13 protein-coding genes are annotated in these 12,632 nt (G+C 68.8%); 11 read left to right on the forward strand and 2 right to left on the reverse strand.

Annotated elements, in window-relative coordinates; genetic code table 11:
• Nucleotides 1-109 precede the first annotated feature (109 nt).
• The 4 genes from GTO19_RS18160 (at nt 110) to GTO19_RS18175 (ending at nt 3,902) form a co-directional block, all read left to right on the forward strand.
• Nucleotides 110-1,897 carry an acyl-CoA dehydrogenase gene (locus tag GTO19_RS18160; RefSeq protein WP_291023291.1) on the forward strand — a complete coding sequence of 596 codons (1,788 nt, stop codon included), beginning with the start codon at nt 110-112 and terminating at the stop codon, nt 1,895-1,897.
• Between the two features lie 19 nt (nt 1,898-1,916).
• Complete coding sequence (locus GTO19_RS18165; RefSeq protein ID WP_291023294.1) at nt 1,917-2,897, forward strand: nitronate monooxygenase family protein; 981 nt, start codon at nt 1,917-1,919, stop codon at nt 2,895-2,897.
• A gap of 121 nt (nt 2,898-3,018) precedes the next feature.
• On the forward strand, nt 3,019-3,372 hold the full coding sequence (locus tag GTO19_RS18170; RefSeq protein ID WP_291023296.1) for a helix-turn-helix transcriptional regulator: 354 nt from the start codon (nt 3,019-3,021) through the stop codon (nt 3,370-3,372).
• Complete coding sequence (locus GTO19_RS18175; RefSeq protein WP_291023298.1) at nt 3,369-3,902, forward strand: SRPBCC family protein; 534 nt, start codon at nt 3,369-3,371, stop codon at nt 3,900-3,902. The genes GTO19_RS18170 and GTO19_RS18175 overlap by 4 nt, the downstream gene beginning before the upstream one ends.
• A gap of 9 nt (nt 3,903-3,911) precedes the next feature.
• Here GTO19_RS18175 and GTO19_RS18180 read toward each other — a convergent pair whose 3' ends face one another.
• On the reverse strand, nt 3,912-6,257 hold the full coding sequence (locus GTO19_RS18180; RefSeq protein ID WP_291023300.1) for a penicillin-binding protein 1A: 2,346 nt from the start codon (nt 6,255-6,257) through the stop codon (nt 3,912-3,914).
• 88 nt (nt 6,258-6,345) lie between these two features.
• Nucleotides 6,346-7,383 carry a LacI family DNA-binding transcriptional regulator gene (locus tag GTO19_RS18185; protein ID WP_291023302.1) on the reverse strand — a complete coding sequence of 346 codons (1,038 nt, stop codon included), beginning with the start codon at nt 7,381-7,383 and terminating at the stop codon, nt 6,346-6,348.
• Nucleotides 7,384-7,565: 182 nt separating this feature from the next.
• Here GTO19_RS18185 and GTO19_RS18190 point away from each other — a divergent pair, with 182 nt between their 5' ends.
• From GTO19_RS18190 to GTO19_RS18220, 7 genes are all read left to right on the forward strand, one after another.
• A complete protein-coding gene (locus tag GTO19_RS18190; RefSeq protein ID WP_291023305.1) occupies nt 7,566-8,102 on the forward strand; it encodes a gluconokinase in 537 nt (178 codons plus the stop codon).
• Nucleotides 8,099-8,572, forward strand: coding sequence for a TRAP transporter small permease (locus GTO19_RS18195; protein WP_291023307.1), 474 nt, complete (start codon nt 8,099-8,101; stop codon nt 8,570-8,572). The genes GTO19_RS18190 and GTO19_RS18195 overlap by 4 nt, the downstream gene beginning before the upstream one ends.
• Nucleotides 8,569-9,846, forward strand: a complete 1,278-nt coding sequence (locus GTO19_RS18200; protein ID WP_291023309.1) for a TRAP transporter large permease — start codon at nt 8,569-8,571, stop codon at nt 9,844-9,846. The genes GTO19_RS18195 and GTO19_RS18200 overlap by 4 nt, the downstream gene beginning before the upstream one ends.
• 67 nt (nt 9,847-9,913) lie before the next feature.
• Nucleotides 9,914-10,930, forward strand: a complete 1,017-nt coding sequence (locus GTO19_RS18205; RefSeq protein WP_291023312.1) for a TRAP transporter substrate-binding protein — start codon at nt 9,914-9,916, stop codon at nt 10,928-10,930.
• A gap of 109 nt (nt 10,931-11,039) precedes the next feature.
• On the forward strand, nt 11,040-11,627 hold the full coding sequence (locus GTO19_RS18210) for a nucleotidyltransferase domain-containing protein (protein WP_291023314.1): 588 nt from the start codon (nt 11,040-11,042) through the stop codon (nt 11,625-11,627).
• Nucleotides 11,614-12,042 (forward strand): hypothetical protein, encoded by a 429-nt coding sequence (locus GTO19_RS18215; RefSeq protein WP_291023316.1) that lies wholly within the window; start codon nt 11,614-11,616, stop codon nt 12,040-12,042. The genes GTO19_RS18210 and GTO19_RS18215 overlap by 14 nt, the downstream gene beginning before the upstream one ends.
• Before the next feature lie 64 nt (nt 12,043-12,106).
• Nucleotides 12,107-12,604, forward strand: a complete 498-nt coding sequence (locus GTO19_RS18220; protein ID WP_291023318.1) for a VOC family protein — start codon at nt 12,107-12,109, stop codon at nt 12,602-12,604.
• Nucleotides 12,605-12,632: the final 28 nt, after the last annotated feature.

Below are 12,632 nucleotides of genomic sequence, written 5' to 3' on the forward strand. Positions count from 1 at the left end.
GAGGCCGTGCCCGAGCTGGTCAAGGCGCTCTGAACCGAAGAGCACCCCCAAGGGCATCGCGCGCGATGCCCTTTTTTCTGCATTCGCGCACCCCAGGAGACACCCCACCATGAGCTACACCGCCCCCCTCAAGGACATGCTGTTCAACATCGAGCACCTGGCGCGCATCGACCAGGTGGCCCAACTGCCCGGTTTCGAGGACGCGGGCCTGGAAACCGCGCAGGCCGTGCTCGAGGAGTGCGCCAAGCTCAACGAAGGCGTGGTGGCACCGCTCAACCGCGAGGGCGACCTCAAGCCCTCGTCCATCAAGGACGGTGTCGTCACCACCACGCCGGGCTTCAAGGACGCCTACCGCCAGTACACCGAAGGCGGCTGGCAAGGCCTGCAGCACCCGGTGGATTTCGGCGGCCAGGGCCTGCCCAAGACCATCGGCTCGGCCTGCGGCGAAATGCTCAACAGCGCCAACCTCAGCTTCGCGCTGTGCCCGCTGCTCACCGACGGCGCCATCGAAGCCCTGCTCACCGCCGGCAGCGACGAGCAGAAGGCCACCTACCTGCCCAAGCTCATCAGCGGCGAGTGGACCGGCACCATGAACCTGACCGAGCCGCAGGCCGGCTCGGACCTGGCCGCCGTGCGCTCGCGCGCCGAGCCGCAGCCCGACGGCACGTACAAGATCTTCGGCACCAAGATCTTCATCACCTACGGCGAGCACGACATGGCCGAGAACATCGTGCACCTGGTGCTGGCGCGCGTGACTGGCGCGCCAGAAGGCGTCAAGGGCATCAGCCTGTTCACCGTGCCCAAGTTCCTGGTCAACCAGGATGGCTCGCTCGGCCAGCGCAACGACGTGCACTGCGTGAGCATCGAACACAAGCTGGGCATCAAGGCCAGCCCGACCGCGGTGCTTCAGTACGGCGACCACGGTGGCGCGATCGGTCAGCTCGTGGGTGAAGAGAACCGCGGCCTCGAGTACATGTTCATCATGATGAACGCCGCGCGCTACGCGGTGGGCGTGCAGGGCATCGCCATCAGCGAACGCGCCTACCAGCAGGCCGTGCAGTACGCGCGCGATCGCGTGCAGAGCCGCCCGGTGGACGGCAGCATGAACAGCGCCGCGCCCATCATCCACCACCCCGACGTGAAGCGCATGCTGATGACCATGCGCGCCGCCACCGAAGGTTGCCGCGCCATGGCCAGCGTGGCCGCCGCCGCCTACGACGCCGCGCACCACCACACCGATGCCGACGTGCGCAAGCAGAACCAGGCCTTCTACGAATTCCTGGTGCCGCTGGTGAAGGGCTACAGCACCGAGATGAGCCTGGAAGTGACCAGCCTGGGCGTGCAGGTGCACGGCGGCATGGGCTTCATCGAAGAGACCGGCGCGGCCCAGCACTACCGCGACGCCAAGATCCTCACCATCTACGAAGGCACCACCGCCATCCAGGCCAACGACCTCGTCGGGCGCAAGACCGCGCGCGACGGCGGCACGGTGGCCAAGGCCATCGCCGCGCAGATCCGCCAGACCGAGGCCGAACTGGCCAAGGGCAGCACGAATGCGAAGGCGGTGGCGAAGCGCCTCACGGCCGCGCGCGAGGCTTTCGAACAGGCGGTGGACTTCATCGCCGCCAACACCAAGGGCAACCCCAACGCCGCCTTCGCGGGCAGCGTGCCTTACCTCATGCTGGCGGGCAACCTGATGGCGGGCTGGCAGCTCGCGCGCGCCCTGCTGGTGGCCGAAGACCTGTCGGCCAAGGGACAGGACAAGGCCTTCATGGACGCGAAGATCACCACCGCGCGCTTCTACGCCGATCACATCCTGAGCCGCGCGCCCGGCGTGGCGGCCTCCATCGTCGACGGCGCCGAAGGCGTGACGGCGATGGCCCTCGAAGCGTTCTGATCCACCACACGGAGACAACATGCCCGCACCCGAGCGCACCCTGCCCCCGGTCCTCAAGAACCTCAAGTTCCCGGTGATCGGCTCGCCGCTGTTCATCATCAGCAACCCCAAGCTCGTGCTGGCGCAGTGCAAGGCCGGCGTGGTGGGCTCCATGCCCGCGCTCAACGCGCGCCCGGCCTCGCAGCTCGACGAGTGGCTGGCCGAGATCACCGAAGGCCTGGCCGCTCACAACAAGGCCAACCCCGACAACCCGGCCGCGCCCTTCGCCATCAACCAGATCGTGCACAAGAGCAACGACCGGCTCGAACACGACATGCAGCTGTGCGCCAAGTACCAGGTGCCCATCGTCATCACCAGCCTCGGCGCGCGCGAGGACGTGAACCAGGCCGTGCACGCCTGGGGCGGCATCGTGATGCACGACGTCATCAACAACGTCTTCGCGCACAAGGCGATCGAGAAGGGCGCCGACGGCCTGATTCCGGTGGCCGCGGGCGCGGGCGGCCACGCCAGCGTCAAGAGTCCCTTCGCCATGATCCAGGAGATCCGCGAGTGGTTCGGCGGCCCGGTCGCGCTGTCGGGCGCCATCTCCTCGGGCGGCGCCATCCTGGCCGCGCAGGCCATGGGCGCGGACCTGGCCTACATCGGCTCGGCCTTCATCGCCACGCACGAGGCGCGCGCCGTCGATGGGTACAAGCAGATGATCGTCGAGAGCAACTCCGATGACATCGTCTACAGCAATTTCTACACCGGCATCCACGGCAACTACCTCAAGGGCTCCATCCGCAACGCCGGCATGGACCCGGAGAACCTGCCCCAGAGCGACCCGAGCAAGATGAACTTCGCCACGGGCGAGGGCAGCAACGCGGCCAAGGCCTGGCGCGACATCTGGGGCTGCGGCCAGGGCATCGGCGCGATCCGCGAGGTGATGGGCGCGGGCGACCTGGTGGCGCGCTTCAAGCGCGAGTACGCGGAAGCGAAGGCGCGGCTCTGCGCGGCCTGAGCGCGCGGCGCCTGATGACGAAGCCGGCCTTGTGCCGGCTTTTTTCATGGCCGCGACCGTCCGTCAGAAAGCTAAACCATGTAGTTGAATATCTGGCGGGTGCCTGGATATATTCAACTTCATGGTTGAGCAACATTCCCCCGATCTCGACGCCGTCTTCAAGGCCCTCGCCGACCCCACGCGCCGCGACATGCTGCAGCGCCTGGCCCGCGAGGAACTGTCGGTGAGCGAGCTGGCCGCGCCGCTGGACATGTCGCTGGCGGCGGCCTCCAAGCACATCCAGGTGCTGGAGCGCGCCGGCCTGGTGCGGCGCACGGTGCAGGGCCGCACGCACACCTGCAGCCTGGACGCCCAGCCGCTGCACGCGGGCATGGAGTGGTTGCGCCATTACGAGCGGTTCTGGACCGAGCGCGTCGATGCCCTCGAACGCCTGGTGCGCGCCGCGCATTCCCCAACCAAGCGGAGAAAACCATGACGACGAACCACCCCTACGGCGAGCGTGTGTCGAACGACACCGTGCGCATCGAACGCCAACTGCCGGGCACGCTGCAGGACATCTGGGCCTGGATCACCGAGAACGACAAGCGCGAGCAATGGATGGCGCGCGGCACGCTGGAGCAGCGCGTGGGCGGCCAGGTGCGCCTGGAATTCCGCCACAAGGAACTGACCTACGCCGACGACCCCGCGCCGCCGAAGTACGCGGACATGGCCGAGAGCGCCCAGCTGCAGGGCGTGGTGACGGCCTGCGAGCCACCGCGCCTCCTGGCCCACACCTGGGGCGGGCAGGGCGAGGTGCGCTACGAGCTGAGCGAGTCACACGGCGGCGTGCTCCTGGTCATCACCCACCAGCGCCTGGCCGGCATGGAGGACATGCTCAGCGTCTCGGCCGGCTGGCACGCGCACCTGGACCTGCTGGTCACGCGGGTGAGGGGAGAGGCCCGCCCCCGCTACTGGGAGCACCACACGCGACTGGAAGCGGAGTACGCGCGGCGGCTGGCGGGTTGAGCCGCCGGCTCAATCCGTCGGCGGCGTCGGCTGGCTGGCGGGCGTGCCGCTGCGCAACCAGTTGCCGATGGAATCGAACAGCTTGCCGATTTCGTTGCCGAGGGTGGTCTTGTATTGCACGCCCGCGGTGTCCGAGATCTGCGAGACCCAGCCGCCGTCGCGCCACTCGGCGTAGAGCCAGTCCTCGCCCTCGCGCACCAGGCCATCGGGCGGTGCGGCCGGCGGCACCACCGGCTGGCCCTTGAGCGCCGCGGCCATGTAGTCGATCCAGATCGGCAGCGCGACGCGCCCGCCCGATTCGCTGCCGCCCAGGCTGCGCGGCTGGTCGTAGCCCACCCACACCGTGGCGGCCAGCGTGGGCTGGTAGCCGGCGAACCAGGCGTCGACCGCGTCGTTGGTGGTGCCCGTCTTGCCATACACGTCGCTGCGCTTGAGCACGGCCTGGGCGCGTGCGGCGGTGCCGCTGCGCGTCACCTCGTTGAGCAGGCTGCCCATCACGTAGGCGTTGCGCGCGGGAATGGCGCGCGTGTCCTCGCTCAGCTCGGCCGGTGGCGGCGCCTCGAACAGCACCTTGCCCTGTGCATCGGTGATCTTCTCGATCACCACCGGCGACACGCGCCAGCCGCCGTTGGCCAGGGTGGCATAGGCCTGCGCCATCTGCAGCGGTGTGGCGCTGCCGGTGCCCAGGGCCAGCGTCAGGTCGTCGGGCTGGCGCGCCGGGTCCAGGCCGAATCGGCCGAGCCACTCGCGCGCGTTCGCGGTGCCGGTGTGCTGCAGCACGCGCACGCTGGCCAGGTTGCTGGATCGCGCCAGCGCCTCGCGCACGCTGATCGGGCCCTGCGTCTGGCCGTTGCTGTTGGTCGGGCTCCAGCCGTTGGCCGCCGTGAAGGGCAGGTCGTCCACCACGGTGGCCGGCATCACGCGCGACTCCAGCGCGGCCGAATACAGCAGCGGCTTGATCGCCGAGCCCGGCTGGCGCCAGCCCTGTGTCACGTGGTTGAACGGCTGGCGCGTGAAGTCGAAGCCGCCCACCAGCGCGCGGATGCGGCCGGTGCGCGGGTCCATGGCCACCAGCGCGGCCTCGGCCTCCGGCCATTGCGAGATGGCCCAGATGTCGCTCTTCCTGTCCTTGGTCTTGCCCGTGCTCACCACGCGCACGATGGCGCCACGCTCGATCTTCAGCGGCGCCTTGGCCTTGGGGCTCAGCGCGCGCTGCGCCCAGCGCAGGCCCTCGCCCTGAACGGTGATGCGATCGCCGCTGGCGAGCTGCACCTGCAGGGCCTTGGGACTGGCCTCCAGCACGATGCCCACGCGCAGGGTCTCGTCGTCGCGGTGGTCCTTCAGCGCCTCGGCGGCGGCGCGCTCCAGTTCGGCGCCGTTGCCCGCGGGCAGTGATTCGGTGTCCTCCGGCCCGCGCCAGGCGCCGCGCCGGTCGAAGGCCAGCACGCCGCGCTGCACGGCCGCGTGCGCCGCGCGCTGATCGGCCGCCAGTAGCGAGGTGGTCACGCGCAGGCCCTTGGAATAGGCCTGTTCCCCGAAGCGCTCGACCACCGCCTGGCGCGCCATCTCGGCCACGTGCGCGGCGTGCACGCTGCGCTGGCCCGGTGTGCGCAGCCTGAGCTTCTCGGCCTTGGCCTGCGCGAGCTGCTCTTCGGTGATCGCCTCGGTGGCGCGCATGCGCTCCAGCACCACGCGCTGGCGTTGCGTGGCGCGCTGGAAGTTGGCCACCGGGTTGGCGTAGTACGGGTTCTGCGGCAGCCCGGCCAGCATGGCGTTCTCGGCCAGCGTGAGCTTGTCCAGCGGCTTGCCGAAGTAGGTCTGCGCGGCGGCGGCGAAGCCGTAGGCGCGCTGGCCCAGGAAGATCTCGTTCATGTAGATCTCCAGGATGCGGTCCTTGGAAATCTCGTTCTCCAGCTTGAGCGCGAGCCAGATCTCCTTGGCCTTGCGCTCGGCCGAGAACTGGCGCGTCAGCAGCATGGTGCGCACCAGTTGCTGCGTGATGGTGGAAGCCCCCTGCTTGCGCCCGCCGGTGATGGCGGCCACCAGCGCGCGCGCCATGCCCTTGGGGTCAACCCCCGAGTGCTCGCGAAAGCGCGCGTCCTCCACCGCCAGCACGGCCTGCTGCAGCTGCAGCGGGATCTGCTTGAGCGGCACGTACTCGCGCCGCTCGGCGCCGAACTGCGCGATCTCCTCGCCATCGGCGGTGAGCACCTGCAGCGGCAGCTTGGGCTGGTAGTGGACGATGGGGTCGAGCGAGGGGAGCTCGAAGGCGGAGGCGGTGGCGGGCAGCGCGGCGGCGACGACCACGGCACAGGCCAGGGCGAGCGTCGCCCGGCGGGGGAGGAGCGAAAGCATGGGCGGGGATTGTCCAATGTCCGCGTGAAGCCCGCGTAAGCCGGCTGGCGGCACTGGTAGCGAGCTGTAACAACGCCGGCTCGGCGCCTCAGCTGCTGCCGCGCACCACCAGCTCGAACCCCAGGTCGTCGCAGCGCGAGGCCGGCGTCTCCCCCCGCAGCAGCGACAGCAGCATGCGCGCCCCCGCCTCGCCGATCGCGCGGCGTGGCGTGCGCACCGTGGTCAGTGGCGGCAGCATCTGTTCGCTGCCCGACAGGTCGTTGAAGCCCGCCACCGCCAGCCGGTCGGGCACGGCCACGCCCAGGCGCAGGGCCGTGAGCAGGCCGCCCTGTGCCAGGTCGTCGTTGCAGAAGAACACCGCGTCCACCTCGGGCCGGCTGCGCAGCAGGTCCTCCAGCAGCTCGCCGCCCAGGCGCATGGACGAGGGCTGGGGGCTCAACAGCTCCAGCCGCGCGTCGTACAGGCCGGCCGCGCGCAGGCAGCGGCGGTAGCCCTCGGCGCGCTGCAGCACGCGCGGGTCCAGCTGCGCGGCCACGAAGGCGATGCGCCGTCGCCCCCTGTCCAGCAGGTGCTGCGTGATCGCGTGGCCCGCGTCCTGCTGCGAGAAGCCCACGCAGTGCACGCCCGGTGCGTCGGTCAGCTCCATCAGGTACACGCAGGGCATGCCGCTGGCCGCCACCATCTGGCGCGCGGCCTCGGTGCGGTCGAAGCCGGTGAGCAACACGCCCGCCGGGCGCTGCGCCAGGTAGGCGCGCAGCAGTTGTTCTTCTTCCATCGGGTCGTAGTGCGTCACCCCGATGAGCGGCTGGTAGCCGTGCGGCAGCAGCACCCGGTGCACGGCCTCGATCACGTCCACGAACAGCGCGTTCGACAACAGCGGCACCAGCACCGGCACCTGCGTCCCGCGGGCCGAGGCCAGGGCGCGCGCGGCCGGGTCGGGCACGTAGCCCAGGCGCTCGGCGGCGGTCTTCACGCGCGCCACCAGCTCGGCGGCCACGCCGCGTTCGCCGCGCAGCGCGCGCGAGGCGGTGATGGGGCTCACCTCGGCCTCGCGGGCCACGTCCTGCAGGGTGATGCGCCCGCTGGGGCGGCGGCGTCGTTCGGGGCTGACGGGCGTGGAGGGCAAGGGTTTTCCCTGTCGATGGGTGGTGCGGATCGGCAATAGGATAGCGCTACCATAGCGGACTTCGCATCCGGATTCGCCCTGATCATCACACACTCGGGCGTCGATCCGCAGCAAAAGCGAAGCCTGCAAACGGTCCTGACCCCAGGGCCGTTTCTTTCGGATTCATTGGACAGCGCTACCAAATGACCTTGACCCCCGTTCCCACCCGCCTCGTCGTCATGGGCGTGGCCGGTTGCGGCAAATCCAGCCTCGGCCAGCAGAGCGCGGCCGCCCTGGGCCTGCCGCTGCTGGAGGGTGACGACTTCCACCCGGCCGCCAACGTGGCCAAGATGCGCGGCGGCATGGCGCTCAGCGACGAGGACCGCGCCGCCTGGCTCGACACCCTGGCCGCGCAACTGGCCACGCGCACCGATGGCGTGGTGCTCACCTGCTCCTCGCTCAAGCGCCGCTATCGCGACCGCCTGCGCGCCGCCGCGCCGGGCCTGCGCTTCGTCTTCCTGCAACTCAGCCGCGAGCAGGCGCGCGAGCGCGTGGCCGCGCGCCCCGGCCACCTGTTCCCGGTGAGCCTGGTGGACAGCCAGTTCGAGGCGCTCGAAGACCCGAGCACCGAAGCCGGCGTGCTGGCGCTGGACGCCACACGCCCCCTGCCTGAACTCGTGGACGCCGTGGCGCAGTGGGTGCGCGCCGTGCCCGCGCCGGGCGAGGAGGCGCGCGCATGAAGGCCCTGAACGCGATCAAGCACCTGGCCGAGGGCCTGCTGGCCCTGTGCCTGCTGGGCATGGTGGTGGCGGTGTTCGGCAACGTGGTGCTGCGCTACGTGTGGGGCACGGGCTGGGTGGTGTCGGAAGAACTCTCGCGCCTGCTGTTCGTGTGGCTGGTCTCCATCGCCGCCACGCTCACCTTCGCCGAAGGCAAGCACCTCGGCTTCGACCTGGTCACCGCGCGCCTGAGCGGCAAGCCCGCGGCGGCCCTGCGCTGGCTCACGCGCGCCCTCATCGGCCTGGCGCTGTACTACCTCATCTCCGGCGCCTGGACGCAAGTGCTGGTGGGCATGAACAGCCACAGCCCGGTGATGAACTACCCGCTGTCGCTGGCGGCGGGTGCCATCTTCGTCATGGGCATCTGCATGGCGCTGCTGCTGGTGCTGCAGGCCGTGGCCGAACTGCGCGGTGCGGAGGTGCAGCCATGACCATCGCGCTCTTCCTGCTGGTGCTCTTTGCCGCCATGACGGTGGGCGTGCCCATCGCCTTCGCGCTCATGCTGACCGCGCTGGCGCTGATGGTGCAGCTCGACTTCTTCGACGCCCAACTGCTCGCGCAGAACGTGCAGGCCGGCTTCGACAGCTTCCCCCTGCTGGCGGTGCCCTTCTTCATCCTGGCCGGCGAGCTGATGAACGCCGGCGGCCTCAGCCGCCGCATCATCGACCTGGCGCGCGCCTTCGTGGGCCACATCCCCGGCGGTCTGGGCTACGTGGCCATCGCGGCCTCGGTCATGCTCGCGTCCATGAGCGGCTCGGCCATCGCCGACACCGCCGCGCTGGCCACGCTGCTGCTGCCCATGATGCGCCAGCAGCGCTACCCCGAAGGCACCAGCGCCGGCCTCATCGCCTCCGGCGGCATCATCGCGCCCATCATCCCGCCGTCCATGCCCATGGTCATCTACGGCGTCACCACCAACACGTCCATCAGCAAGCTGTTCCTCGCGGGCATCGTGCCCGGGCTCCTGATGGCCGTGAGCCTGGTGCTGGTGTGGCGCCGCATCGCGGGCAAGGAGCAACTGCCCGTGGCCGAGAAGACCAGCTGGCCGCAGCGCCGCGCGGTGCTGGCCTCCAGCATCTGGGCGCTGTTCATGCCCGTCATCATCATCGGCGGCCTGCGGCTGGGCATCTTCACGCCCACCGAGGCCGCCGTGGTGGCGGCGGTGTACGCCCTGGTCGTGGCCATGTTCGTCTACCGCGAACTCACCGTGGCCGGCCTGTACCGCGTCTTCGTGGACGCGGGCCGCACCACCGGCGTGGTGATGTTCCTGTGCGGCGCGGCCACCGCGGCCAGCTACATGATCACCCTGGCCGACCTGCCCAACGAACTGGCCGGCGTGATGGGCCCGCTGCTGCAGAACCCCATGCTGTTCATGGCCGTGGTGGCGGTGTTCCTGCTGGCCGTGGGCATGGTCATGGACCTCACGCCCACCATCCTCATCCTGGCGCCGGTGCTCGCGCCGCTGGCCGCCAAGGCCGGCATCGACCCGGTGTACTTCGGCTTCGTCTTCATCTTCGTCGGCTGCCTGGGCCTGCTCACGCCGCCCGTGGGCACCGTGCTGAACGTGGTGGCCGGCGTGGGCGGGCTGCGCATGGAGTCGGTGATCCGCGGCGTCACGCCCTTCCTGCTGGTCTACCTCGCCATGCTGGTCCTGCTGATCCTGTTCCCCGCGATCGTGCTGCAGCCGCTCAAGTGGATGTTCTGAGACCCCTTCCGATTTCACCCGGCGGCCACACTTTCCGGATCGGCCGCCAACAACCCAGGAGATGACCATGAAACTCAAGCAACTCGCCATCACGCTGTCGGTGGCCCTGGCCACCGTGGCCGCCGGCCTCGCGCACGCGCAGGACATCAAGCCGCGCCTCATCCGCTTCGGCTACGGCCTCAACGAAGAGTCCAACCAGGGCCGCGCGGTCAAGCTGTTCGCGCAAGAGGTGGAGAAGGCCTCCGGCGGCAAGATGAAGGTGCGCGCCATCGGCGCCGCCGCGCTCGGCTCCGACGTGCAGATGCAGCAGGCCCTCATCGGCGGCGCGCAGGAAATGATGGTGGGCTCCACCGCCACCCTCGTCGGCATCACCAAAGAGATGGCCATCTGGGACACGCCCTTCCTCTTCAACAACGCGCAGGAAGCCGACGTGGTGCTCGACGGCCCCGTGGGCCAGAAGGTGATGGACAAGCTGCAGGACAAGGGCCTGGTCGGTCTCGTCTATTGGGAGAACGGCTTTCGCAACCTCACCAACAACAAGCGCGCCGTGGCCAAGCTCGAAGACCTGGACGGCATCAAGCTGCGCGTGATGCAGAACAACGTCTTCATCGACAGCTTCAAGACCCTGGGCGCCAACGCCGTGCCGCTGCCGTTCTCCGAGCTGTTCACCGCGCTCGAGACCAAGACCGTCGACGGCCAGGAGAACCCCTACAACACCATCCTCTCCAGCAAGTTCTACGAGGTGCAGAAATACCTGACGGTGACCAACCACGTCTACAGCCCGTGGATCGTCACCGTGAGCAAGAAGTGGTGGGACCAGCTCAGCAAGGACGAGCAGAAGGTGCTGATGGACGCCGCCGTGAAGAGCCGCGACTTCGAGCGCAAGGACACCCGCGCCGAAGCCGACAAGGCGCTGGCCGACCTCAAGGGCAAGGGCATGCAGATCAACCAGCTGAGCCCCGCCGAAGCCAACCGCATGCGTGAGAAGCTCACCAGCGTGAACGCCGGCATCGCCGCCAACGTGGGCGAAGACCTGTGGAAGGAAACGCAGGCCGCGGTGGCCAAGGCGCGCGGCGGGAAATAAGCGCGCCGTCGTGCGCAAGAACGGGGACAGGCCGGCGGCCTGTCCCCGTTGTCTATTGCACATCATTTGATGTTGTTAATACATCAAATGATGTGTAATATACATCGCGATGAACACGGTGCTCATGAGCGAACTTCTGGGCGGTGCGTCGCGCTACCAGGCGCTGCGTCGCTTGTACGAGAACCCCGAGCGGCGCTTTCGTGTGCGCGAGCTGGCGAGCGAAGCGGGGGTGGACCCTGGCAACGCATCCCGTTGGTTGCGTCGCTGGGCCGAGGTTGGCTTGCTCGACGCAAGCACCGAGCGCGGGCAAACCATCTACAGCGCCTCCAGCGACCCGGCGCTCCAATCGCTGCGCACCCTGTTGCAGCAGGACAGCGAAACGGCGCGCCTCGTGCGCGAAGCCCTGGAGCGATTCGAGGATCCCGTTGCCGCTGCCGCGATCTTCGGGTCGACCGCGCGTGGCGAAGCGAGTGCCTCGAGCGATGTTGATCTTTTGATGATCGCTGATGGCACGTCCCGATTGAAAGCTCAGGCGCACTTCAAGAATGTCGGTCGCCAGCTGGCGCGACCGGTCAACGTTCTGCTCTACACCCCGAACGAATGGCGAAAAGCGCGCGAGGCAGGCGACACACTGGTTCGCGACATCCTGTCGCAAGACCTGATCGCTCTGAAGGGAGACATTCATGCCCTTGCGTAAGCCCGAGGCCTTCTTGCGGGCTGGCAGCAAAGTGTTCGTCAAGGCACCCACCAACCGTGAATCCATTGCGGGCTGGTGCAACATTGCTCAAGGAAAGATCGCCGACGCGCAGCGCGAAGCGAACTCCCGCAGCACGCGCTTGGGTGCCGCCTATGACGCCGTGCTGAATCTGAGCTTTGCCGTGCTCCTGCACAAGGGGTGGCGCTGTACCTCGGCGAATGGGCATCACGCGGAGGCCCTGGAGGCGGCTGCCGCCTACGTGGGTGTCACCGAATCCGTCTTCGATCGGGTGGACGCCATCCGAGACCTGCGCAACAACCAGTACCAGGGCGTCGAACCGTCGAAGGCCGACGTCGTTGCGGCGCTGGCAGCCATGGAACGTATGGTGCCGGAACTGCTGATGCACCTGAAATGAGCGCGCCGGAACGCCGATTGCCCGGACAATGGTCTGGTCCATCGACCCACCCAGGAGAGCCCCCATGGTCAGCAAGAACACCATCTGCCTCTGGTACGACAACGACGCGCTCGACGCCGCGCGCTTCTACGCCCAGACCTTCCCCGACAGCGCCGTGGGCCGCGTGATGCACGCGCCCGGCGACTACCCTGCGGGCAAGGAAGGCAACGTCCTCACCGTCGAATTCACCGTCCTGGGCATTCCCTGCCTCGGCCTCAATGGCGGCACCGCCTTCAAGCAGTCCGAGGCCTTCTCCTTCCAGGTGGCGACCGACGACCAGGCCGAGACCGACCGCCTGTGGAACGCCATCGTCAACAACGGCGGCCAGGAAAGCGAATGCGGCTGGTGCAAGGACAAGTGGGGCGTGTCGTGGCAGATCACGCCGCGCGTGCTGACCGAGGCCGTCAACGACCCCGACCGCGCCGCCGCCAAGCGCGCCTTCGACGCGATGATGACCATGCGCAAGATCGACGTGGCCACCATCGAGAAGGCCTGGCGCGGCGACAGCCGCCCGGCGCGCTGAGGCCCGGCGCTTGCCGTTCGCCCGTCCC

Source organism: Hydrogenophaga sp., assembly GCF_011772445.1.
Lineage (GTDB): Bacteria > Pseudomonadota > Gammaproteobacteria > Burkholderiales > Burkholderiaceae_C > Hydrogenophaga.

Bases quoted from the DNA above. Each gene is read 5' to 3' on its own strand.
- GTO19_RS18160 (WP_291023291.1), top strand. From the start codon at position 110: ATGAGCTACACCGCCCCCCTCAAGGACATGCTGTTCAACATCGAGCAC.
- GTO19_RS18165 (WP_291023294.1), top strand. From the start codon at position 1,917: ATGCCCGCACCCGAGCGCACCCTGCCCCCGGTCCTCAAGAACCTCAAG.
- GTO19_RS18170 (WP_291023296.1), top strand. From the start codon at position 3,019: ATGGTTGAGCAACATTCCCCCGATCTCGACGCCGTCTTCAAGGCCCTC.
- GTO19_RS18175 (WP_291023298.1), top strand. From the start codon at position 3,369: ATGACGACGAACCACCCCTACGGCGAGCGTGTGTCGAACGACACCGTG.
- GTO19_RS18180 (WP_291023300.1), bottom strand. From the start codon at position 6,257: ATGCTTTCGCTCCTCCCCCGCCGGGCGACGCTCGCCCTGGCCTGTGCC.
- GTO19_RS18190 (WP_291023305.1), top strand. From the start codon at position 7,566: ATGACCTTGACCCCCGTTCCCACCCGCCTCGTCGTCATGGGCGTGGCC.
- GTO19_RS18195 (WP_291023307.1), top strand. From the start codon at position 8,099: ATGAAGGCCCTGAACGCGATCAAGCACCTGGCCGAGGGCCTGCTGGCC.
- GTO19_RS18200 (WP_291023309.1), top strand. From the start codon at position 8,569: ATGACCATCGCGCTCTTCCTGCTGGTGCTCTTTGCCGCCATGACGGTG.
- GTO19_RS18205 (WP_291023312.1), top strand. From the start codon at position 9,914: ATGAAACTCAAGCAACTCGCCATCACGCTGTCGGTGGCCCTGGCCACC.
- GTO19_RS18210 (WP_291023314.1), top strand. From the start codon at position 11,040: ATGAACACGGTGCTCATGAGCGAACTTCTGGGCGGTGCGTCGCGCTAC.
- GTO19_RS18215 (WP_291023316.1), top strand. From the start codon at position 11,614: ATGCCCTTGCGTAAGCCCGAGGCCTTCTTGCGGGCTGGCAGCAAAGTG.
- GTO19_RS18220 (WP_291023318.1), top strand. From the start codon at position 12,107: ATGGTCAGCAAGAACACCATCTGCCTCTGGTACGACAACGACGCGCTC.